At 69.3% G+C, this 22,061-nt stretch carries 22 protein-coding genes; 13 read left to right on the forward strand and 9 right to left on the reverse strand.

Going from position 1 to position 22,061, the window contains the following annotated elements; all coding sequences use genetic code 11:
• The first annotated feature begins 353 nt into the window (after window positions 1-353).
• From E3O60_RS12335 to E3O60_RS12345, 3 genes are all read left to right on the forward strand, one after another.
• Complete coding sequence (locus tag E3O60_RS12335) at window positions 354-1,814, forward strand: glycoside-pentoside-hexuronide (GPH):cation symporter (protein WP_088457700.1); 1,461 nt, start codon at window positions 354-356, stop codon at window positions 1,812-1,814.
• Between the two features lie 79 nt (window positions 1,815-1,893).
• Window positions 1,894-2,625 (forward strand): fumarylacetoacetate hydrolase family protein, encoded by a 732-nt coding sequence (locus tag E3O60_RS12340; protein WP_088457699.1) that lies wholly within the window; start codon window positions 1,894-1,896, stop codon window positions 2,623-2,625.
• Between the two features lie 56 nt (window positions 2,626-2,681).
• The gene (locus E3O60_RS12345) at window positions 2,682-2,915 is read left to right on the forward strand and encodes a tautomerase family protein (RefSeq protein WP_103460201.1); all 234 of its coding nucleotides are present in this window, start codon (window positions 2,682-2,684) and stop codon (window positions 2,913-2,915) included.
• A gap of 70 nt (window positions 2,916-2,985) precedes the next feature.
• On the opposite strand, the gene aztD is transcribed toward E3O60_RS12345, so the two are convergent.
• Genes aztD through aztB form a run of 4 tightly spaced genes read right to left on the reverse strand, consistent with a single transcriptional unit; the run spans window position 2,986 to window position 7,379 of the window.
• Complete coding sequence (gene aztD / locus E3O60_RS12350) at window positions 2,986-4,215, reverse strand: zinc metallochaperone AztD (protein WP_134498237.1); 1,230 nt, start codon at window positions 4,213-4,215, stop codon at window positions 2,986-2,988.
• A 30-nt stretch (window positions 4,216-4,245) separates the two neighbouring features.
• A complete protein-coding gene (aztC, locus tag E3O60_RS12355) occupies window positions 4,246-5,166 on the reverse strand; it encodes a zinc ABC transporter substrate-binding protein AztC (protein ID WP_134498239.1) in 921 nt (306 codons plus the stop codon).
• Window positions 5,167-5,170: 4 nt separating this feature from the next.
• Entirely contained in the window at window positions 5,171-6,490 is a 1,320-nt protein-coding gene (locus E3O60_RS12360) for an ABC transporter (protein ID WP_134498241.1), read from the reverse strand.
• Complete coding sequence (gene aztB / locus E3O60_RS12365; protein ID WP_134498243.1) at window positions 6,477-7,379, reverse strand: zinc ABC transporter permease AztB; 903 nt, start codon at window positions 7,377-7,379, stop codon at window positions 6,477-6,479. Before aztB ends, E3O60_RS12360 begins: the two co-directional genes overlap by 14 nt.
• Window positions 7,380-7,428: 49 nt before the next feature.
• On the opposite strand from aztB, the gene aztA reads away from it, so the two are divergent.
• Window positions 7,429-8,130 carry a zinc ABC transporter ATP-binding protein AztA gene (gene aztA / locus E3O60_RS12370; protein ID WP_134498245.1) on the forward strand — a complete coding sequence of 234 codons (702 nt, stop codon included), beginning with the start codon at window positions 7,429-7,431 and terminating at the stop codon, window positions 8,128-8,130.
• Window positions 8,131-8,141: 11 nt separating this feature from the next.
• Here the strand turns inward: aztA and E3O60_RS12375 are convergent, their stop codons facing one another.
• A complete protein-coding gene (locus E3O60_RS12375; RefSeq protein WP_134498246.1) occupies window positions 8,142-8,522 on the reverse strand; it encodes a DUF5655 domain-containing protein in 381 nt (126 codons plus the stop codon).
• 261 nt (window positions 8,523-8,783) lie between these two features.
• Here E3O60_RS12375 and E3O60_RS12380 point away from each other — a divergent pair, with 261 nt between their 5' ends.
• Both E3O60_RS12380 and E3O60_RS12385 read left to right on the forward strand, forming a co-directional pair.
• Window positions 8,784-11,087, forward strand: coding sequence for an MMPL family transporter (locus E3O60_RS12380; protein WP_134498248.1), 2,304 nt, complete (start codon window positions 8,784-8,786; stop codon window positions 11,085-11,087).
• 51 nt (window positions 11,088-11,138) lie between these two features.
• Complete coding sequence (locus E3O60_RS12385; RefSeq protein WP_134498250.1) at window positions 11,139-12,476, forward strand: MFS transporter; 1,338 nt, start codon at window positions 11,139-11,141, stop codon at window positions 12,474-12,476.
• 121 nt (window positions 12,477-12,597) lie between these two features.
• Here E3O60_RS12385 and E3O60_RS12390 read toward each other — a convergent pair whose 3' ends face one another.
• Window positions 12,598-13,359, reverse strand: a complete 762-nt coding sequence (locus tag E3O60_RS12390; RefSeq protein WP_134498252.1) for a DeoR/GlpR family DNA-binding transcription regulator — start codon at window positions 13,357-13,359, stop codon at window positions 12,598-12,600.
• Window positions 13,360-13,414: 55 nt separating this feature from the next.
• Between E3O60_RS12390 and E3O60_RS12395 the strand changes: the two genes are divergently transcribed.
• Both E3O60_RS12395 and E3O60_RS12400 read left to right on the forward strand, forming a co-directional pair.
• On the forward strand, window positions 13,415-13,801 hold the full coding sequence (locus tag E3O60_RS12395) for a DUF4406 domain-containing protein (protein WP_241993260.1): 387 nt from the start codon (window positions 13,415-13,417) through the stop codon (window positions 13,799-13,801).
• Window positions 13,798-14,511: an NUDIX domain-containing protein gene (locus E3O60_RS12400; protein ID WP_134498254.1), complete on the forward strand. Its 714-nt coding sequence runs from the start codon at window positions 13,798-13,800 to the stop codon at window positions 14,509-14,511. Before E3O60_RS12395 ends, E3O60_RS12400 begins: the two co-directional genes overlap by 4 nt.
• On the opposite strand, the gene E3O60_RS12405 is transcribed toward E3O60_RS12400, so the two are convergent.
• The gene (locus tag E3O60_RS12405) at window positions 14,508-15,509 is read right to left on the reverse strand and encodes an SRPBCC family protein (RefSeq protein ID WP_088457687.1); all 1,002 of its coding nucleotides are present in this window, start codon (window positions 15,507-15,509) and stop codon (window positions 14,508-14,510) included. The genes E3O60_RS12400 and E3O60_RS12405 overlap by 4 nt on opposite strands.
• A gap of 418 nt (window positions 15,510-15,927) precedes the next feature.
• Between E3O60_RS12405 and E3O60_RS12410 the strand changes: the two genes are divergently transcribed.
• The 3 genes from E3O60_RS12410 to E3O60_RS12420 all read left to right on the forward strand — a co-directional run bounded on the left by E3O60_RS12410 (window position 15,928) and on the right by E3O60_RS12420 (window position 17,740).
• Window positions 15,928-16,845, forward strand: a complete 918-nt coding sequence (locus tag E3O60_RS12410; RefSeq protein WP_134498256.1) for a hypothetical protein — start codon at window positions 15,928-15,930, stop codon at window positions 16,843-16,845.
• Between the two features lie 56 nt (window positions 16,846-16,901).
• Window positions 16,902-17,282, forward strand: a complete 381-nt coding sequence (locus tag E3O60_RS12415; protein WP_088457685.1) for a hypothetical protein — start codon at window positions 16,902-16,904, stop codon at window positions 17,280-17,282.
• 137 nt (window positions 17,283-17,419) lie between these two features.
• Window positions 17,420-17,740, forward strand: coding sequence for an ATP-dependent DNA ligase (locus tag E3O60_RS12420; protein ID WP_088457684.1), 321 nt, complete (start codon window positions 17,420-17,422; stop codon window positions 17,738-17,740).
• Between the two features lie 10 nt (window positions 17,741-17,750).
• Here E3O60_RS12420 and E3O60_RS12425 read toward each other — a convergent pair whose 3' ends face one another.
• Window positions 17,751-18,566, reverse strand: coding sequence for an MBL fold metallo-hydrolase (locus E3O60_RS12425; protein WP_134498258.1), 816 nt, complete (start codon window positions 18,564-18,566; stop codon window positions 17,751-17,753).
• Between the two features lie 118 nt (window positions 18,567-18,684).
• On the reverse strand, window positions 18,685-19,242 hold the full coding sequence (locus E3O60_RS12430; protein ID WP_134480429.1) for a TetR/AcrR family transcriptional regulator: 558 nt from the start codon (window positions 19,240-19,242) through the stop codon (window positions 18,685-18,687).
• Window positions 19,243-19,289: 47 nt separating this feature from the next.
• On the opposite strand from E3O60_RS12430, the gene E3O60_RS12435 reads away from it, so the two are divergent.
• Both E3O60_RS12435 and E3O60_RS12440 read left to right on the forward strand, forming a co-directional pair.
• The gene (locus E3O60_RS12435; RefSeq protein ID WP_134407756.1) at window positions 19,290-20,984 is read left to right on the forward strand and encodes an FAD-binding protein; all 1,695 of its coding nucleotides are present in this window, start codon (window positions 19,290-19,292) and stop codon (window positions 20,982-20,984) included.
• Window positions 20,981-22,042, forward strand: coding sequence for an SDR family NAD(P)-dependent oxidoreductase (locus tag E3O60_RS12440; RefSeq protein ID WP_088457680.1), 1,062 nt, complete (start codon window positions 20,981-20,983; stop codon window positions 22,040-22,042). The genes E3O60_RS12435 and E3O60_RS12440 overlap by 4 nt, the downstream gene beginning before the upstream one ends.
• Window positions 22,043-22,061: the final 19 nt, after the last annotated feature.

The following is a 22,061-nucleotide window of genomic DNA, read 5'->3' on the forward strand; positions in this document are numbered from 1 at the left end:
GAACAACCTACCAGTAATTAACCGGGGAGCGGAACTCTTTTTGCGAAAATAGGACTTTAGTCCCGTTTAGATCGGGCGTGGCACACTTACTCTAAGTCTGTACCACGGCCATGCGTTCCGCCCAGCGGAATCCGCTTCTTGGCACTGAAGCTCAACGAGGAGGAACCAGTGAACGCGCACGCATCCACGCCCACCTCGCCGGCGCTCGGCGCCCGCACCAGCTTCGGCTGACCACGTCCTCCCTGCTGCCCCGGCCACGCCGGCGGCCGCGCCTGGAACCCTTCCGGCCTGCCGCTCACGGCAACGTCGCCCGCACTACCCACTGATTGCAACGGAAAGAGTGATAGCGCCCCATGAGTATCCAAGACAACATTGACGTCGTCCCGGACGCAGCGCCCGTCGTCACAGCCGATGAGGCTGAAGGAACCCTGACCGGGAAGGAGAAGGTCGCCTACGGCGTCGGTGACCTCGGTAACGGGTTCATGTTCGACCTCGGCCAGGTCTACCTGACCAAGTTCTGGATCGACACGGCCGGCATCGGCCCGGCAGTGGTGGCGCTGATCTTTGTTCTGGTCAAGCTCTTCGACGCCGTGATGGACACTGTCGCGGCGCTCTTCATCGACGGCCGCAAGGTCGGCAAGCGCGGCAAGTTCCGCCCGGTCATGATGGTCTCCGCCTGCATCCTCGCCGTGATGACCGTGGTCACTTTCACCATGCCCGACGTGGCGATGGGCTGGAAGATCGCCTTCGCCGCCGGTTCCTACGCCATCTGGGGCGCTACTTTCTCCTTCGCCAACGGACCGTACGGTTCACTCGCCTCGGTGATGACCCGCAACATCAAGGAACGCGCCCAGCTCGCCACCTCCCGCCAGGCCGGTTCGCTCGGCGCCCAGTGGATCTGCGGCATCGCCTTCATCCCGATCATGATGATGCTCGGTGGCATGACCTCCCGGAACTACATGTGGGCCGCCGTCGTCATGGCCGTGCTCGGCATCATCTGCTTCTGGATCTGCTACAAGGGCACCAAGGAACACGTCGTCGTGAACCGGGAAGCCAATAAAGAGAAGACCAGCCTCAAGGACTACGGCCGCGCCGTGCTCACCAACCGCCCGCTGCTCGGTCTCGTGCTGATGAGCCTGTTCACCATCTCCTCGATGAACGTGAACAACATGATGATGATCTTCTTCGCCGAGTTCAACCTGGGCAACATCGCCCTGATGGCCGTGCTCAACTTCGTCATGATCGGTGCCTCCATTGTGGGCATCATGTTCATCCCCAAGCTGGTCGTGCGCTTCGGCAAGAAGCGCACCGTCATGGTGAGCTTCGCCGTCGCGGTTGTCGCCAACGGTTTGAACTTCATCCTCCCGACCAACCTGTGGACGTTCATGATCCTCGTCACCATCGGGTACGTCGCACTGTCGATCCCGAACGGCATCACCTGGGCCTTCGTCTCCGACACCATCGACTACGGCGAGTGGCACACCGGCGTGCGCCGCGAAGGCATGACCTACGCCGCCTTCAGCTTCTCGCGCAAGGTCTCGCAGTCCCTCGCCGCACTGGTGGGAGCCGGCATGCTGGCCGTCTCGGGCTATGTCGCCCAGGCCACCAGCCAGTCGGAGGAGACACTGCTCGGCATCAAGGCCGTGATGACGCTGTACCCGGCGGTCGCTCTCACCATCGCCGCCGTCATCGTCTACTTCGTCTACAACGTGAGCGATGACAAGTACCGTCGCATCGCCAAGGACCTGAACGAGGGTCGTTGGGAACACGGCATCATCGGCGAGAGCACCCGCGCCACGCTCGCCACGAAGTAACCCAGCACCCATAGGAGGGGCGCCGTGTGCACGCACGGCGCCCTGTTCGTCTTTTCACTCCTCTTTCGGAAAGCAGCTCATGCGCATCGCCAGGCTTGACACTCCCACCGGCCCCCGTCACGCAGTCGCCCTGGGTGACCGCTGGCACGTGATCGCCAGCCCATTCGCCGCGCCCCTGGTCTACACCGGGGACTCGATCCCGGCCGACGAAGCCGTGCTCCTCGCATCCGTCGACCCGCGCGTGGTGGTCGGCATCGGCCACAACCAGCCGGGCCACCCCCTGCCCATGCAGGCCTGGCACAAGTCGGTGCACTCCGTCGCCGGCTCCGGCGACGACATCTACGCGGTGCGCGACGTGGGCACCGTGAACATCGAGGGCGAGCTCGCCGTCGTGATCGGCACCTCGGCCACGAACCTCACTCTCGAGAATGCCTTCGAGGCCGTACTCGGCTACACGGTGGCCAATGACGTCACCAACGTGGATCAGTGCCCGATCGACCAGCGCAACTTTCAGGGCAAGAGCGGCAAGAACTACACCCCGCTCGGCCCGTGGATCGAAACCGAACTGGCCGACCCGGAGAACGTCGCCACCGAGGTGGTCATCAACGGAGCCGTCGTGGCCAACTCGGGCTCGTTCAACCTACCCTCCTCGGTCGCTGCCACTCTCGTCTACGTGACGAAGTGGCTCACCCTCGAGCCCGGCGACGTGGTGCTCACCGGAGCCCCCGGCACCGACCTCCCCGTGCAACCGGGCGACACCGTCGACATCACCCTCGCCGGCATCGGCACCCTGAGCAACACCATCGCCTGAGCCAAAAAACCCAACTTGCCTGCCGATTCAGCGGGCGACAACAATAAGGAGCACACATGCCCAATATCACCGTTCAACTACTCGCGGGCCGCGACATCAACCAGCGCCGGGCTTTTGTTCAAGACGTCACCAACAGTGCCGTTCTGACCCTGGGCGCACGTCGCGACGACGTCCGGATCGTTTTCGAGGAGATCACTCCGGACATCGTCGCGAACGGTGGAGTCTTCGCCAGCGAAGACGAAAGCCGCGCAGAGGTCGTCAGTCGTTTCGTCCCCGAGGCCAGCTCGTAGCAACACCCGCCGGCGACGAGTCCTGCGCTCAGGCCTACAACGGCTGAGCGGACCCGCCGCCACGAGATCGCTAGCCGGTGACGACCGCGATCTCGTTCGGCGTGGTCGGCAGCTCCACAGAGGTGACGACCTTTCCGGTGGTGAGGTCGACGGCGTGCAGCGAGTTCGTGGCCGGTTCGGTCACGTAAGCGGTGCTGCCGATCACGACGAGCGCCGGGTGGGCATCCTGCCACTCGACAGGGCTCTCCCAGGCACCGATCACCGGGAAGGAATCGCCGAGCTCGCCGGTCTCGGGGTCAAGCACGTAGAGCGAGCCGTCCGAGGCCAGGATCAGGGCCTCGTCGTTCGGGCCGCGGGCCACATCCCGCCAGGTGTATTCCACGCCGGTCGGCAGGTCGATCACCGTGGAGGTCTTGGCCACGGTGTCCACGAGCACCAGCTCGCTCAGCAGGTAGCCCTCGGAGTCGGGGTCGGAGTTGTAGTCACCCACGGCAATGGTGGAGGTCTCGGAAACGTACATATTGCCGGTGCGGCCGTAGGCGTCCGGCGCCGCGATCTTGGTGATCTTGCCGTCGTCGTAGACCAGCACGCCGTCGCTGCAGCCGAACACGGCCACCTCGTTCGCGGCCGCGCCTTCGCCGTGTACCGAGGGGCACTCGGCGTTGCGGGCGGTCTCCTCCCGGTCGGCGTTCAGCACGCGGATGCCGGTGCGAGCCTCCGAGGTGCCGACCGTGCTGAGCAGGGTGCCGTCTTCAAGCTCGATGGACACGCCGTGGTGCGCGGCTTCGGCGGGAATGACCTCGGTGGCCGGCAGTTTGTCGGGGGCTTCGAGCAACGCTGTGGTCTCGAAGATCGTGGTGTCGCCGGTGCCGTCGGCGTAGAGGATGGTCTTGTCGCCGTGCCTGACCACATGCCCGGCGGCCGGAGCCTCGAAGACCAGGTCGGTGAGCGCGGGGTCCGCGGTCTGGGCATCGCCGGAGGAATCGGTCCAGGTGCCGGTGTCGAGCACCCGGAAACCGTCGGGGGTGGTGACCAGAACGTGCCGGCCGTCCCCGGCGGTGTTCAGTCTGTTGAACCCGGCCAGGGGCAGGTCGGCTTCGAGGTCCAGGGTGTCGCCGTCGAGCACGTAGAGCCCGCCATCGTAGGTGAGGGCGACCCGGGGCTGTGCGGCGGTCGTGGTGGTGTCGGTGGCCGAGCCGGAGTCGCGCGGGGCGGCATCCGTGGAGGCGCAGGCGGACAGGAGGATGGCCGATGCGGCGATGACGGCTGCGAAGGCCGTGCTGCGGTGCTGTGTTCTCATGTTTTCTTTTCTGTGTTGGAGGGCGCCCGATCAGGGGGAGAGCCCGGTGGTGATGCGCTCGGTGTTGGTGCGCATCATGGTGAGGTAGCTGTCGGCGCCCGCGCCCGGTTCGCTGAGCGATTCGGTGAACAGTTCCACCACGGCCACGTTGAGGCCGGCCTCGTCGGCGAGCACTTGCACGAGCCGGTCGGGCTGGGAGGACTCGGCGAAGATAGTGGCGACGCCGGCGGTGTCGATCGCGTCGACGAGGCTCCGCAGGTCTGAGGCGCTCGGTGCGGCGAGGGTGGAGCCGCCCGGGATCACGGCCCCCACGACGGTGAAATCGAACCTGTCGGCCAGGTAGCCGAAGACGTGGTGGTTGGTGACCAGGTTGCGGCGCTCGGACCCGATGGCGGCGAAGGCCGTGGTCATCTCGGCGTCGAGGGCCTGCAGCTCGGTCGTGTAGGCCGCGGCCTGCGCCTCGATCAGGGCGGCATCGACGCCCGCCACGTCGGTCCGCACGGCCGCGGTGACGGCCTCGACGACCTCGACCATGCGGGCCGGATCGGTCCAGAAGTGCGGGTCGGCCGTGTCGCTGCCGGTGCCGCTGGCGTAGGGCAGCGGGTCGATCACGGTGCCCGCGGCAAGCATCGCCACCCCCGCCGTGTCCGCCGTGTCGAGCTGCTGTTGCAGGCCCTCCTCGAGTCCGAGACCGTTGGACACCACGAGGTCGGCGCGCAGGATGCGCGCGGCCTCCTGTGCGGAGATCTCGAACGAGTGCGGGTCGGAGTTGGGGCGCATCAGGGTGAGAACCTCGGCCTGGTCGCCGACGATGTTCCCGACGACGTCGCCGAGGATGTTGGTGGTCACCACGATGAGCGGCCGGTCGCCGGCCGGGGCGGCGCAGCCGGAGAGGGCGCCGAGGCCGACGGCGACGGCGAGGGCCAGGGAGAGGGAGCGGATGGAGCGCATCGGTCTACCGGCCCGTCTCGGCGAGGAAGCGTGGTTCGCCGTCGATGGGGAAGGTGCGGGCGATACGCGCGCCGTCGGCGTAGTCGATCTCGTAGACCAGCCCGTCGGCGGGGGCGTTCAGGTAGGCCCGGCCGGCGTCCACGGTGAGTTCGACGCCGGCGAGCAGCGCCTCGGCACCGGTGGCGGCGAGGGTAGCCGGCAGCAGCGGCTGGGTCGCGGCAAGGGTGCTGCCGGTCGCGGCCTCGAGAACGAGCACCCGGCCGTCCTCGGCGAGGGCCACGACGTGTTCGGCGGAGTCGTCGACCGCCGACACCTGCAGCAACGGGGTGTCGGTCACCAATGGCGACCAGCGGCGCTCCCGGGTGTCGAGCAGCCAGGCGCCGGTGTCGCCGGCGACGGCGGCCACGGTGGGCCGGCCGGCGCGGTTGGCGAACTCGAGGGCCCGGTCGGTGGCGGCGACGCCGGCGGGGTACGGGATGCGTTCGAAGGTGATCGTGGACTCTGCCGCCCCTTCGCCTGCGCTGGCGGTGTCCGCCGTGGCTAGCAGGGCTCCGTCGGAACAACCGAACACCACCCCGACGGCAGTGCTGATCGTTCCGGAGAGCTCGGCGCAGTCCGCGGTCGCCCCGGCGATCGGGACGCCGGACGAAGTGAGCACCTGCACGGCGTCGATGCCGTTCGTGGCGCTGCCCGGCGCATCCGTACGCCCGGCGATCACTCGGTCGCCCACCGGCGCCAGCATGCCGGGGCCTGGCTCGACGTCGATTCGGGCGAGCTCGGTGATCGTGCCGTCGCCGAGGTCGCCGGTGTCAAGGATCACGGCGGTGCCGGTGTCGGCGAAGCGCACCGTGGTGAGGGTGCCGCCGCCGGAGGTGACGCCGGCGCCGCTGCCGGTGACGGTGCCGACCACGGCAGGATCGGCCCGGTAGTAGTGCTGGTGGTCTTCGTGGTCCACGGTCCAGGCGCCGCTGTCGACGATCGTGACGGCGCCCTGCTCGGCGGCCGCGGCGAACACGAAGCGACCGTCGGTGGAGACGCCGCTCACCTGGTCGAGGGTGGTGACGGAGGTGGAGGTGCCGTCGAGCAGATCGAGCAGGTCGAGGCGGCCGGCGGAGTTGACCGTGGCGAGGTGCAGCTGCGGTTCGGCCATTTCGGCGGCGCCGGCCACGTATCCGTGCGGAGCGGTGCTTGCAGTTGGCGCGGGTGCTGGGCTCGCGGCTGGGTTGGAGCAGGCGGTGATGCCCAGCAAAGCGGCGGCGCCGAGCACGGATGCGACGGTTCGGGTGGTCAGGGGAGCGGTTGTCAGGGAACTACTGGGAGGCACTGGCGACTTTCTGGTCGGGCATGGAGGGGGCGATGGCCGGCCGTGCGGCCGTAGGGAAGGCGGAGTGCGCACGGACGAGGCTGACGAGCCGACGCCCGGCTGCCGAGACGGCGACGAGGCCCACGGATGCGGCGGCGATCGTGGCGCCGGCTGCGGTGCCGGCATGCCAGGAGACGAGGAGCCCGACGACCACGGCTGCCGCGCCGAGCAGGGTGGCGAGCAGCATGATCGCGGGGATGCGGCGCAGCCAATGTCCGGCGGCAACGGCGGGCGCGAGCAGCAGGCCCACTACGAGCAGGGAGCCGACGGCGCCATAGGAGGCGACCACGGCCAGGGTGACCAGGCCGACCAGCACCAGCTGGGCCAGCCGCGGTCGGAGGCCCAGGGTGCGGGCGAGGCGCGGGTCGAAGGCCAGCGCCACGAAGGCACGGTGGAACAGAGCGGCCAGGACCACGGTGACGGCGAGGGCGATGGCCAGCCCGGCCAGGTCGCCGGCCTGGATGGCGAGCACGTCGCCGAACAGGATCGCGGTGAGGTCCACCGCGAAACTGCGCGAATGCGACACGATGATCACACCGAGGGCGAGCATCCCCACGAAGAGCAGGCCGATGCTGGTGTCGGAGGAGAGCCGCCCGCGGCGGGTGATCAGGCCGACACCCAGGCTCATCACCAGCGCACTCACGGCGGCGCCCGCGATCACCGGCAGGCCCAGCAGCGAGGCGAGAGCCACACCGGGCAGCATGCCGTGCGCCATCGCCTCACCGAGGAACGCCATGCCCCGCACGACCACCCAGGTGCCCACGACGGCGCAGATCGCGGCCACGATCACACCACCGAGGAGGGCGCGCAACATGAAATCCGCCGAGAGCGGGTCGGTGAGCCAGGTCATGACAGCGACTCTAACTGATAATGGTTCTCATTATTGATACGATGGGTGCATGCAACCCACCCGGACCTCCCCTCAGATCCCCGTGAATCCGCCGCGGATCACCGTCCGGAATATCCGGGTGACTCATGGGCACACCGTTGCCCTCGACGGCGTGTCGGCCGCTATCGAGCCCGGCTGGGTGACCGCTCTGGCCGGCGCGAACGGGTCGGGCAAGTCCAGCCTGCTCGGGGTCCTGGCCGGAATCCAACCCTGGCAGGCAGGCGAGCGCCACGCGGTGGGCGCCGGCCGGATCGCGATGGTGGTGCAGCGGAGCACGGCCCCCGACACGCTGCCGCTGACCGTGCTCGAGACCGTGAGCATGGGGAGGTGGGCACGCCGGGGCCTGTGGCGGCCGCTGTCCGGCGAGGATCGCGCCATCATCGCCGACAGTATCCGCGCCCTCGGCCTGACCGGGCTCGAGCGGCGCTCGCTCGGGGAGCTCTCCGGCGGCCAGCGCCAGCGCGCCCTGGTGGCCCAGGGGCTTGCCCAACGGGCGGATGTGCTGTTGCTCGACGAACCTGCCGCCGGGCTCGACGGTGACGCGCTGCTGCTCATCGACCTGGCCATCCGCGCCGAGGCCGACCGGGGCGTCGCCGTCGTCTGCGCCACCCATGACCCTGCGGTGATTCGCCGAGCCGACCGGGTAATTCGGTTAGCGGCGGGTGTCGTCGTCAGCCACGCAGCCACGGGGGAGCATGGCGAGAGGAGTTGACGCGGCGGCGCTCAGCCGGCCTGAGCCCAGGCCTCGCGCAGGCAGGTGAGCACGCCGGGTTCGAGATCGTCCGCGGAGTGCAGCTCGAGATGGTGCATGAAGTGGTTGAGCGTGGGCTCGACCACCTCCTTCCACCGCGACGAGGTGTCGAACCGGTCCAGGTCGACGGTGAGCACGAGCGGGGCCACGCTGCCGGAGAGGTACTGGCCAGGTAGCCAGGTCCACGCGAAGGAGCGTTGCCGGCGGAATGCGATCTGGCTCGTCGTCACGCGGACCTCGGCGTCACCGATCGACAGGACGGCCGCAGAGACCGCATCGAAGAGCGTCCGCGCGAGCGGATCGCGGCCCGCGAAGTACTGTTCGAGCGGGATGGTCTTCGCCAGTGCGGTCATGTGCGCCAGGGTAGCCCCGTCCGCCCGGTTGCGCCCGGTTGCACCCGAACCGCCGGTTGCGCCAGCACCCGCACCTCTGGTTGAGCTTGCACCCGCTGGTTGAACCTGCACCCGCTGGATGAGCCTGTCGAAACCGGGTGAGTTGCCCGCCCAGACCCGCCACGGGCGCCCCGACGGGAGTAGCTTGGCCGCGGTAGGGCCGGCGGCCCGGCGCATCCGGGCAGAGCGGGTGCGCATCCACTAGCTGAGGAATGACCCGCCATGTTGCGAAAACTGGGCGTGAGCGTCGCCCGCCACCGTCTCATCGCCCTGCTGTGCTGGGCGGTGGCGCTCGCCGCCTGTCTGGCCACGGCCCTGCTCGGGGTCACCGGGGAGAGTCTCTTCCAACGGCTGTCCAGCGCAGGCCCGTCGGTGGACGGTGAGGCCCAAACCGCCACCGACCTGATCGAGGGCCCGGCCGACCAGCAGACCGAATCACTCTCCTTGCTTGTGCACCCCACCGACCTGGCCTCACCCGACCTCGCCGCGATCCTCGACTCCGCCGCCCTGCGGCTCGAACAGGTCGACGGGGTGGCCCAGGTGGTCAATCCGCTCGTCATCCCACCGCTGCCCGACGGAAGCCCCAACCCGGCGGCCGCGCCACTGCTCTCCGCCGACGGCGCGGGGATGCTCCTGACCGTGGCCATGGACACCACAGACGGAACCGTCAGCGACCCGCTGCTCACCTACGTTCAGCGCCGCCTCCAGGTGGCCGCCGACGAGATCGGCCAACTGGACCCCAACACCCAGGTGGAGGTCGGCGGAGCGCCCCTGATCGTGGAGTCCCTCGTCGCCGTCGCCGAGTCAGACCTGCAGAAGGGCGAACTGATCGCGCTGCCGTTCGCGCTGCTGGTGATGCTGATCATCTTCGGCGGTATCCTCGCCGCCGGCATCCCGCTGGTCGGTGCGATCGCGTCGATCATCGGGGCGCTCGGGATGCTCTACGCCTTCACCTACGTGTCGGACATCGGCATCACGGTGATGAACGTGATCACCGTGATCGGGCTCGGCCTGTCCATCGACTACGGCCTGCTGATGGTCAGCCGGTTCCGGGAGGAGTTCCGGGCCCGGGTGGGCGGCGGCGGCCCCGGCGCTCCGCCGGGCCCGCACGGCGAGCCGTTCGCGGACCTGCCGCCGCTGAAAACCGGGGAGCTGGCCACCCTCCCGCACCACCGTCACAGTCGTCACGAACTGATGCTCCAGGCCGTTGGCGCCACGGTCAACACGGCCGGACGCACCGTGTTGTACTCCGGGCTGACCTTCGCGATCGCCACCGCGGGGCTGCTCGTGTTCGAACCGTCGATCATCCGGGCCATCGCCATTGGCGCCATCTGCGTGGTGCTCATCGCCATCCTCACCGCGCTGGTCATGGTGCCGGCGCTGCTCGGCTACCTCGGCGAACGGCTGGTGCAGCCCGGCGTGCTCACCCGCATCCCCGGAGTCGGCCGGTGGCTCACCCGCTTCGGCGACATCGCGCCGGAGGAAGGCGTCTTCTCCAAGCTGGCCCGGCTCGTGCAGCGGGCGCCGGTGCTCGTCGCGCTCGGCGGCACCGCCGTGCTCCTTCTGCTGAGCAGCCCCGTGCTGTCGATGACGGTCGCCAACAGCGCCGACGACGCCATCCCGCCCTCGTCCACCCAATACGACTTCATCACCACCCTGAACGAGGAGTTCCCGCTGGCAACCGCGCCGCGGGTGCTGCTGGTGTCGAACACCGACGAGGCCGCAGCGGTCGCCTGGGCGACCGAGGTCGCCACCCTGCCCGGGGTGACTTATGTGGCGCCGCCGGTCGACCAGAACGGCCACTGGGTGTCCAGGGTGGAGGTCGACACCCACCAGGGCGACGACGTGGTGCGCCTGATCCGCGCCGACCGGCCGGCCTTCGACAACTGGGTCGCCGGCGCCGACGCGCAGGCCGTCGACTACCTCGACTCGCTGGCCGGGGGAGCGCCCTGGGCGGTGCTGATCATCGCCCTCGCCACCTTCGTGCTGCTGTTCCTGATGACCGGATCGGTGATCATCCCGCTCACCGCCCTGGTGATCAGCGCGATCTCGCTGGGCGCGGCCGCCGGCGTCCTGGTCTGGGGGTTCCAGGAGGGCAACCTGTCCGGCCTGCTCAACTTCGACCCCGTCACCATCTCCGGCGTCGACGCCCTCGTGCTCACCCTGGTGCTCACCTTCGGGTTCGGCCTCGCCATGGACTACGAGATGTTCCTGCTCGCCCGGATCAAGGAGCACCACGACCGCGGCGAGAGCACCCGCTTGTCCATCGAGACCGGCCTGCAGAGCTCCGGCCGTATCATCACCTCGGCCGCGCTGATCATCGTGCTGGTCTTCGCGGGCTTCGCCACCGGGGAGCTGATGCAGATGAAACAGATCGGCACGGCCCTGGCCGTGGCGGTGCTGCTGGATGCGACGCTGGTGCGGATCGTGCTCGTGCCCGCCGTGATGACCTCCCTCGAGCGAGTCCTCTGGTGGGCCCCGCGCTGGACCGCCCCCATCCACACCCGCTTCGGCCTCAGCGAATAGCAACACATGACGCGCACGGGCCCGGCCGGGCCGGCGTGGTTGACTTGCGGCATGGCTACTCGGGGGCGCACGGCGCAGGACCGCGCCCCGCGCAGTGCCGGTCCGTTCGCCTTCGCGCCGTTCCGCTGGCTGCTCACCGCCCGCACCATCGCCACCCTGGGCAACGCCGCCGCCCCGATCGCCCTCGCCTTCGCGGTGCTCGACCTCACCGGGTCCGCGGTGGACCTCGGCATCGTCGTAGCCAGCCGCTCCCTAGCCAACGTGGCCGTGCTGCTGTTCGGCGGGGTGATCGCCGACCGGCTGCCCAAGCACCTGCTGCTCGTGGGCACCTCCCTCGCGGCCGCGGCCACCCAGGCCGTGGTGGCCGTGCTCGTCCTGTCGGGCTCGGCCACCATCCCGTTGCTCGTGGTCCTCAGCATCCTCAACGGGGCCGTGGCCGCCGTCAGCTTTCCGGCCTCGGCCGCGATCGTGCCGCAGACCGTGCCGGTCACCGAGTTGCGCCCGGCCAACGCTCTGCTGCGGCTGAGCCTCAACGGCGGCGCGATCCTCGGTGCCAGCCTCGGTGCGATCCTGATCGCGGCGGTCGGGCCCGGCTGGGGACTCGCGCTGAATGCCGCATCCTTCGCCCTGGCCGGCATCGTCTTCGCGTTCGTTCGCACGCCCAACGCGCAGCGCACCGTCGCTACCGGCGCCGCCGCGCCCCCGGCCAGCGTCTTCCGGGAGCTGCGGGAGGGCTGGCAGGAGTTCTCCAGCCGCACCTGGGTGTGGGTGGTCGTGGCCCAGTTCGCCCTCGTGAACGCCGCGTTTGTGGGAGCGATCGCGGTGCTCGGCCCGCTCGTGGCCGACGAGAGCTTCGGCCGCGCTGCCTGGGGCCTGATCATCGCCGCCGAAACCGTGGGCCTCGCTCTCGGCGGGATGCTCGCGCTGCGCTGGCGACCCCGGCACGCCCTGGGCATCGGGGTGGGTCTGGTCGCGGTGACGGCCTTGCCCATCGTGGGACTCGCGCTGGTGCCGTTGGTGCCGCTGCTCGTCATCGCCTTCCTCATCGGCGGGATGGCCATCGAGCAGTTCGGGGTGGCCTGGGACCAGTCGCTGCAGCAGAACATTCCGCAAGACAAGCTCGCCCGGGTGTACTCCTACGACGCGGTCGGCTCGTTCATCGCCATCCCGGTGGGGGAGATCCTGGTGGGACCGCTCGCGCATGCCTGGGGCACCACGCCTGTGCTGCTCGGCTGCGCCGCGGTGATCGTGGTCGCGAGCCTCGCGGCGCTCTCCGTCCGCAGCGTCCGCCGGCTCACCGTCGGCGTGCCCACGGCCGATGCCGCGCCCGCCCAGGCTGCCGGCACCGATGCTGCTGTGCCTGCCGACCCCGCTCCAAGCCAGCCTTAACTGTTCCCGTTGCGGACATTTGCACCCGGTACGCCGGGTGCAAATGTCCGATTCGGCAACAGTTGCCACCGAGGTCGGCGGGAGGTCGGCGGACGGGCGGCAGCAGCGGGGAGGTCGACGGTCAGTCGCCGATGCCCAGGATGCTGACGCCGGCGTCGCGCAGGCCGGCCAGAGTCGGATCGTCGGCCGCGGTGTCGGTGACGAGGCCCGCGATCTCGTCGAACGGCAGCACCCGGAAGGGCGACGCCACCCCGACCTTCTCGGCACTCGCCAGCACGAAGGTGTCGGCCGCCCGGCCCGCCAGCGCCCGCTTCATCGCGGCCTCCTCCACATCGCCGGTGGTCAGGCCGGCGGTGGGATGCACCCCGGTGACGCCGAGCAGGAACAGGTCGGCGGTGATCGCCTGGGCGGCCTCGACAGCGGCGGCGCCACAGGTCACCGCGGAGTGCTTGAACAGCCGGCCGCCGAGCAGGAAGACCTCGACGCCGTCGTGCGGCACCAGCGCGGCGGCGATGGTGGGGCTATGGGTGATGATCGTGCAGGTCAGGGTCGAAGGCAGCGCCTGCACCACCGCGAGGGTTGTCGTGCCGCCGTCGAGGATCACGGTGCTGCCCGGCATGATCAGCCGGGCCGCACGCGCGGCGACCCGGTCCTTGCTGTCGGGTTCCACGAGCCTGCGCTCGGCATACTGCGCCAGAGCGGGCGACACCGGCAGGGCACCGCCGTAGACCCGCTGGCATAAGCCCGCGGCGGCGAGTTCGCGCAGGTCGCGGCGCACGCTGTCGTCGGAGAGGCCCAATTCCGCGGCGATCTCCTTGGCCACGACCTTGCCGTCCCTGGCGAGGCGGTCGAGCAGGAGGGCCTGGCGTTCCGCAGCGAGCATTTCGCGTTCCTTCCGAGTTGTGCATGTTTCTGCACGTTGTATTACTGTAGCGGACATGACCAGCTCCCTGATGATCCTGATCGCCGGCCCCTACCGTTCGGGCACCGGCGACGACCCCGTGCTCCTTCGCCAGAACCTCGCCCGCCTCGAGGAGGCGGCCTGGCCGATCTTCCAGGCGGGCCACCTGCCGATGATCGGCGAGTGGGTGGCGCTGCCGGTTCTCGCCAGCGCCGGGGTGACGGATGTGGCCCATCCGCTGGCCGCCGACGTGATGTATCCAACGGCCGAGCGCCTGCTCGAGAGGTGCGACGGCGTACTGAGGCTGCCCGGCGACTCCCGCGGCGCCGACCAGGACATCGCCATCGCCCGGCGCCGGGGCATCCCGGTGTACACCAGCATCACTGAGATCCCGGGCCTCGCCGAAGCATCGACGCACCGGTGACCCCGGTCGCACTCGGGCGGCTCGGCGTCGACCTGCCGGACGGTCGGGGGCGTACCGGCCTGGACCAGGCCGGCACCGGCCTGCACGGCAACCCGGCCGTCACGGTCGAGCGGGTGGAGGTGACCTCCGACGGATGGCATGTGCTGCGGCGCACCACCTTCGGCTACCGGCGGCGCAATGGCCAGGTCGTCACCGAGCAGCGGGAAACGTACGACCGCGGCAACGGCGCCACCATCCTGCTCTGTGACCCGGACCGGCGCACCGTGCTGCTCACCCGGCAGTTCCGCTACGCCGCCTACGTCAACGGCCACGCCGACGGCATGCTCATCGAAACCGCGGCCGGGCTGCTCGACGACGACGCCTCCGAGGTGGCGATCCGCCGGGAGGCCGGCGAGGAGCTCGGCGTGAGGGTCGGCGCGGTGCGGCACCTCTTCGACCTGTACATGAGCCCGGGCTCGGTCACCGAGCTGGTGCATTTCTATCTGGCCTGGTACGGGCCGGCCGACCGGGTCGACTCCGGGGGCGGTCTCGCCGAGGAGGGCGAAGACATCGAGGTGCTCGAGGTGCCCATTGACGACGCCCTGGCCATGGTGGCCGACGGCCGCATCGTCGACGGCAAGACAGTCATCCTGCTGCAGTGGGCGGCACTGGCCGGCATCTTCCAGGCCTGCGCGAACCCGGTGTCCCGCACGGTGGCGAGGTCCGACTAGTCGGCCGGATGCTGACCGCGCGTGGCCACCTCGGCCTCGGCGAGCTGGGTGAGCTTCTCGAGGCTCAGGGGCCACTGTTCGCCGAACATACCGGCCCATTCATCGTCCACGTCCACATCCACCGTCAGGGTGGTGACCCCGTCGGCCTCGGTGAAGGTGTAGTTCTCGTGGGTGCCGATCAACCGTTTGGCGGCGTCACTGGTGGTGTCCTCGATGCCGTTCACGATCTGCCCGCGGTACTCGATGGAGAGGAACTCGTGCGGGCGGTGCTCGACGATCACCCCGACCATGCCGCCCTCGTCCCCGCCCTCGTCGCTGCCGAAAAACCGGATCTCGCTGCCGGGCAACCAGCTGCCGAGGAAATATGACCCCGGGTTGAACACGCTGGTCCACTGCCGGTAGGTGGCGTCGTCGAGCATCGTCTCCCAGACGATTTCGGCCGGGGCATTGATCTGGGTTGAGAAATGCATGGTTTCCATGGCGGGAGTGTAGCTCCGGTCTCGCGTCCGCGCAGCCGGTTCAGCTGCCCGCTGCGCCCAGGCTGCCTCGGCCAGACCCTTGAGCTTGGCCAGCCCCTTTGGCCACAGCTCACCGAACAGTTCGGCGTAGGTGTCCGCGGTGTCCACGTCGATCGTCACCGTCGTCACCCCGTCGACCTCGCTGAAAGAGTAGGCCTCGCGCGCGCCGATCAGTTGCCTGGCCTCCCGGCTGGTGGTGTCATCGACGTCGTTCACGATCTGGCCCTGGTACTCGATCAGCACGAACTCGTACGGACGATGTTCGGTGATCACCCCGTACATGCCGTTCAGGCCGTTCAGTTCACCGCCGGGATTGCTGCCGAGAAACCGGATCTCGCTGCCGGGCAACCAGTCACCCTCGAAGTAGGAGTCCGGGTTGAACACGCTCGTCCACTGCCGGTAGGTGGAATCGTCGAACATCGTCTGCCAGACGATGGCGGCCGGTGCATTCACCACAATTGAGAAATGCTGCGTTTCCATGCGGTGAGTGTAGCTCCGGCCGCATCGCGCTCCTAGGGCTCGGCACCGGACCCGAATACTGGGAGTACGAGATTGTTCGAAAGTACTTCCCCATTCCGACCTGTGGATGACCCTGTGGACAGGGTGTGGAAAACCCCGGAATCACCGCGCTGAGGCTGTGGATTGGGCTGTGGAAAAGCTGGGGAGAGAGCTGTGCACTTCTCTGAAACGGTCCGGCGCGGCGAAGTCCGCCACACGCCTCCCGCGTGCTAGCACTCTCGAAAGCGGATTCGTCTGCGCGCGGTTCGGGGGCCGCCCGGAATTCCGTGGTCACGGCCGGAGGCGTGGAAGGTCTAGCCTGATCCTCAGCGGCACTGTGGCCGCGGGGGGCACGCACCGGCGCGGAGGCCCCGGAAAGCGGCCAGTGAGTTCGACGGATATGACACGATCGGCGGAATTCGATGCCTTCGGCCCCTGGGTGGACCGGGTGCACGACGCCACAGAGGTCCCCGGCCTGTACCGGGACTACCCGGTGGATTTTGTCACCAGCCGGCTTGTGCTCAAGGTGCCCCGCAACATCAGCCGGCGGGATGCGCTGCCCACGATGGACCTCTACGACCACCTGATCATCGCGGCCCCGGAGGCGCTCGTCGTGCTGAGCCGTGCGAACGCCGACACCAGCGGGAGCCCCCGCGGCTACACCGAGAGGACCCTCGGCTACGGCGACGTCGCTGCGGTCACCGAAACCATCGACATGGTGGACGGCCGCCTCGACATCCTGGCCCGCACGGGCGAGATCCTCACCGTGCCGTACAACGGGTCGTCGCAACAGGTGATCACCCGCCTCATCGACGTGCTGAGCGAACTCACGCTGGCGGCGCTGCGGCCCACGCCCGCCGTGACGATCCCCGAAGCGGATGCCCCGCTCGCCGACCTCGATCTGCTCGACCTGGGCAAGGAAGATGTGGGCCTGGTCACCTCATACTTCGACGTGATGCGCCACGAGCTCGGGGCGATCCTGCTCGCCGCCCACGGCCGGATAGTCTTGCCGCCCCGCGGCGGCCTGGTCAATCGGGCCGTGCACACCCTCTACCCGATGACCCTGCACGGAGCGGTGCTGTGCCGCACCGACCGTGAGCTGCACATCGTCGGCCGCAAGGGCTGGCTGGTGCGCGGAAGCACCCCCGATCTGTCGCGCTCGCACACGAGCATCCCGTTGGCCGCGATCGATGAGATCGTGCTGGCGCCGCACCCGACCTACCTGGACGCATCCGTCGTCACCGTCCGCCTGGGCGCGGCGCGGATCGACCTGGTGCTGCCCGAAGGATCGGCCGCCGTGCAGGCGCTCGTCGGGTAGCAGCTGCCCGGCCGAGGTCATTCCCAAGACGCCGCCGCGCGGTTATCGTCGGTGGCATGAAGCTCATCACCTACGCCGGTGGCACCATCCTCACCGGCGACGACGTCGCGGAAGCCTTACTCGACTACGTCACCGCGCACTCCCAGGGTGAGGAGAGCATTGCGGTGGAGATCCAGGTGCTCGAGCCCGACGGCAGTACCCGCACGCACACTCTCGTGCTCGGCCCGGCCACCGAACTGAACGTGGCCGATGTCGCGGAGGACTCGCTCGCGGGTGAGATCGCGCTCTTTCCCCTGCCGGTCTTCCCGCCCAGCCACATCCTCGCGGTGAAGGAGCCATCGGCCGAGACCGAGGCGGAGGCCGAGGAGCACGCCGCGGACTTCAACAGGGCGGTCGAGGAAATCGACCAGGGCAGCGACGGGTTGTTCGACCGGTGACGACCGGCGGGCGCCGAGTGTCATAGCCAGCGAAGCCACCTCGGCCTACACTCCGTCGTGAGACACCAGTCCGCGCCGGTCCTCGCATCGTGCGGGCCCTCCGGTCACAACGAGGAATGTGCAAAACGAGGAATGTGATGGGCAAGTTCATCTACGGGACGCCGGCGATCTCGGTAGAGATCGACGACCGCACACTCGCGCACCTCAAGGTCGTGATCGTGGCCAAGCTGCGCCGGGGCGAGAGTTTCGCATTCTCCTGGGAACGGTCCAAGGACTCGGGCAGTGGCCACAGCTCCATCTGGCTGAACCCCGCGGTACCCCTCGATTTCGAGTTCTCCGGCAAGCGGGAGCCCACGCTCAACCGCACCTGGATCGATGAACTCGTGCAGGTGGCGAACACCCCGGCCGGCCTGCGCATCCTCCCCGAACCGCCAGAGCGGACCCCGCGAGCCGAGTGACCCACGCGCGTCAGGTGAGGTCGTCGAAGTCGCCGCGCACCCAGCCCCAGTGCCGGTCGGCCGATCGGCGCACCATGGCGCGGGCATCCGCCGCGATCACGGTGTCGAAGTTGCCGTACAGCCGGTCGAAGGTCAACCGCTCGAGGGTTCGGGCGATCCGCTCCACCACCGGACCTGACAGCGGCAGCCGGTTGGGGTAGCTGCGCATGAAGCTCACCGAGGTGCGGTCGGGGTTGGCGAACACTGTGTCGCCGCTGAGCAGCACGCCGCGCCCAGCCGCGCCGGCCGCCCAGTGCAGTACCCCGCTGCCGGGGAAGTGGCCGCCCACCTGCATCAGCGTGACGCCGGGCAACAGGCGCACCTCGCCCGACCATGCCCGGATCACCGGGTCGGGTCGGGCCACCCAGGCCAGGTCGGCCTCGGCCACCAGCACGGGCACACCGTCGAGCGCCCTACTCCACTCCACCTGCAGGCCGAACATGTGCGGATGGCTGGCCACGATCGCGCGCACCGGCCCGCGTTCGAGCACCCGGCCGGCGATGTCGTCGTCCACGAAGCCGATCGGGTCCCAGAGCACGCTGCCCGTGGGGGTGCAGAGCAACTTGGTCTGCTGGCCGATGCCCACGGTCGGGGTGCTCTCGATGCCGAACAGGTCGGGTTCGAGCTCGAGGAGCTCGGCCCGGTAGCCCGCCTCGTACAGGTCGGCCAGCGTGGTCCACCGCTGGCCGTCGGCCGGCACCCACTGCCGTTCATCGGCGCAGATGGCGCAGACGCCGGTGTTCTCGGCGTGCTCGACGCCACAGGTGGCACAGATCCAGAAGCTCACGGGGTACCTTCCGCAGGTGTCACAGACGGATGTTGCCGTCAGTATGCCGCCGCGGCACCGGGTTGCCCACCCGCGGACGAGCAGCCCCGCCCCACCATGTTGCCGTCCGTCTGGCCGCTCAGCGCGGGGCGAACGCCGCGTGGAAGAGACCCCAAGCCCGCCGGGCCACATCCGGGCGGTCGGCGGCGTCGCTGCGGGCCAGCACCCCGGCCAGCATCGACACCGCGAGGATCACATCGGCGGTACCGACGTGTTCGCCGATCCGGCCGGCCGCCTGCTCGCGCACGAGGAGACGCGCCACGACGATGTCGAGCCGGTCGGCCAGATGCACCGCGCGGGGATCGTGGGCATTTGCCATCACCAGGTCGATGAGCGCCGTCGAGGCCAGCGTCTGTTCGATCACCCGGTCCAGCAGGTCGTCGAGCGTGCTCTCCGGCCGGTCCACGAAGGTCTCGAGCGCCGCGAGGTTCTCGTCGAAGATGGCGATCGCCAGGGCGGTGCGATCGGGGAAATGCCTGTAGAGACTGCCCTGGCCCACGCCGGCCCGGCGGGCCACTGCGCTCAGCGGCGCGGAGAAGCCGTCGGCGGCAAAGACCTCCCGCGCGGCGGCGAGGAGCGCCCGGCGGTTTTCGGGTCCGGCACTCGGCCCCCGATTCGCTTTGGAATTTGTGCCCACCGAGGTAGGTTACATCCGGACAGTGTTGTCCGGATCGAGGAGGAGTCATGACCGCCCACTGGGATCGCGAAGTTGACGTACTTGTAGCAGGATCGGGCGCCGCGGGATTGACCGCCGCCATCACCGCCGCCGACGCTGGACTCACCGCCCTCATCGTCGAGAGCACCGGCCGCTGGGGCGGCACGACCATGCTCAGCGGTGGCGGCCTGTGGATGCCGAACAACCCGTTGATGAAGAAGCTCGGCATCCAGGACTCCCGCGCCGACGCCCTCGCCTACATGGCAGCGGCAATCGGTGACGCCGGCCCGGCCAGTTCCATCGAGCGTCGAGAGGCCTTCGTGGATGCTGTGCCGCGCGTGTTCGGCCTGCTCGCCGGCCTCGGTGTGCGCTGGTGCGCGGCGAAGGACTACCCCGACTACTACCCGACCCGGCCCGGCGGCAGGGTCGGCCGTGGCATCGAGGTGCAACCCTTCGATGCCAAGCGCCTGGGTGACTGGGTGAAGTCCTCCCGCGCCGACGAGGGCATCCCGGCACCGTTGAAGACCGACGACGTCTGGCTGCTGTCCAGGGCCTGGTCCACGCCGACCGGCTTCGTGCGCGGCGCCCGCTTCGTCTTCCGCACTCTCGGCGGCATCGTCACCGGCAAGCGCCTGCACGGGCTCGGCGGCGCCCTGGTGATGTCGCTGATGGAGATCGTGCGCAGGCAGGGCACCGAGGTGCTCCTGGACTCCCCGGTCACCGAGCTGGTGCTCGAGGACGGCCGCGTGGTCGGCGCGATCGTCACCACCTGGGCCGGATCTGTGCGCATCCGGGTCCGGGCCGGCGTGGTTCTCGGCGCCGGCGGCTTCGCCCAGAACCAGGAGTGGCGCCAGAAGTACCACGGCATGCCCGGCAACAGCTCGGCGGCCGCCGGCGACCAGGGCACCGCCATCGACGTGGGAGTCAAGGCCGGCGGTGCGCTGGCAATGATGGACGACGCCTGGTGGGGCTCCGCCGTGCCGATGGTCGACGGCACGGCCCAGTTCATGCTCTCCGAGCGGTCGATGCCGTTCGGCATCATCGTCGACCAGGCCGGCTCCCGGTACACCAACGAGTCCCAGAGCTACATCGACTTCGGCCACGACATGATCGAGCACCACCGGCAGACGCCGACGATCCCGTCCTGGTTGATCGTGGACGTGCGGCACCGCCGCCGGTACCTGTTCTCGCCGCTGCTGATGGGCGGCAAGGCCCTGCGGGCCAACGGCATCGTCGTCACCGCGGACACCCTCGAGGAACTCGCCGACCGGCTGAACATCGACCCGGGAGCATTGCGGACCACCGTCGAGAGGTTCAACGGCTTCGCCCGAAGCGGGGTGGACCTGGACTTCGGCCGCGGCCGAACCGTCTACGACAACTACTACGGCGACCCGAGCGTCAAACCCAACCCCAACCTCGGCCCGCTCGAAAAAGGCCCGTTCACGGCGGTCAAGGTGGTGCCGGGTGACCTCGGCACCAAGGGCGGCCTGCTCACCGACGAGAACGGCCAGGTGCTCACCGAGGCCGGCACCCCGATCCCGGGACTCTACGCCGCCGGCAACACCACGGCCTCCGTGATGGGCCACACCTACCCGGGTCCCGGCTCCACAATCGCCCCCGCGATGGTGTTCGGCTACCTCGCCGCCCTGCACGCGGCCGCAACTTCCGTCTCCGTCAACCCCGCGGAGACGGTCATCCCGAAAGAAAAGGAACCACTCGCATGACCCAGAGCATCCTCACCGCCGATTCCTCCGTAGGCTCCTGGCTCGACGACCCGATCGGCGGACCCATCCTGCGCGACCTTCTCGCCCAGGGCGGCCAGAGCGCCGACGCGCTGCGCCCGGTGCGCAAGCTCGCGATCAAGCGTCTGGTCAAGCTCAGCAAGGGTCAGTTCCCGCCCGAGCTGATCGACGACCTGGTGCGCCGGGTCGCGGCCGGTGACATGCCGGCCTCCGCCGCGGCAACGGATGCTCCGCCCGCCGCCCCGGCAGCCGCCGGCCCCGCCGCCGTCGAACGCCCCGAGTGGGTCGAACGCATCGACGCGGGCCGGTTCACCGGCAAGACCGTCATCGTCACCGGAGCCGGTTCCGGCATCGGCCGGGCCACCGCCGCCAGGGTCGCCCGGGAGGGCGGCCGGGTGATCGCCGTCGACATCTCGGAGGAACGCCTCGACGATTTCGTGGCCGAGCTCGCCGGCGCCGACATCGTTCCGGTGGTGGCGAACATCACCGACGACACCGCCATCGCCGCGATCGTCGAAGCCGCCGGCGGCCAGATCGACGCCCTCGCCAACGTCGCCGGCATCATGGACGACATGACCCCGGTGCACGAGGTGACCGACGCCGTCTGGCAGCGGGTGTTCGCGATCAACGTGGACGGCAGCATGAAGCTCATGCGCGCCGTGGTGCCCGGAATGCTCGAGCGCCAGTACGGCTCCATCGTCAACGTGGCCTCAGAGGCGGCACTCCGCGGCTCCGCGGCCGGCGTGGCCTACACGGCGTCCAAGCACGCCGTCGTGGGGCTGACCAAGAGCAGCGCGTACATGTACGGACCCAGCGGCATCCGGGTGAACGCGGTGGCCCCCGGCCCCGTCATCACCAACATCGAGGCGAAGTTCGCGTCTGAGCTCGGTGCCCAGCGGGTGCGCGCCGGCATGGCGGTGCTGACCGACGCCGTCGAGGCGGATGCGCTCGCCGCGTCGATCACCTTCCTGCTCAGCGACGATGGCGTGAACGTGAACGGCCAGGTGCTGGCCAGCGACGGCGGCTGGTCGGTCGCCTAGCCGCCAGGTCTCGGCAAAC

It is taken from the genome of Cryobacterium sp. TMB1-7 (assembly GCF_004402435.1).
Taxonomy (GTDB): domain Bacteria; phylum Actinomycetota; class Actinomycetes; order Actinomycetales; family Microbacteriaceae; genus Cryobacterium; species Cryobacterium zongtaii.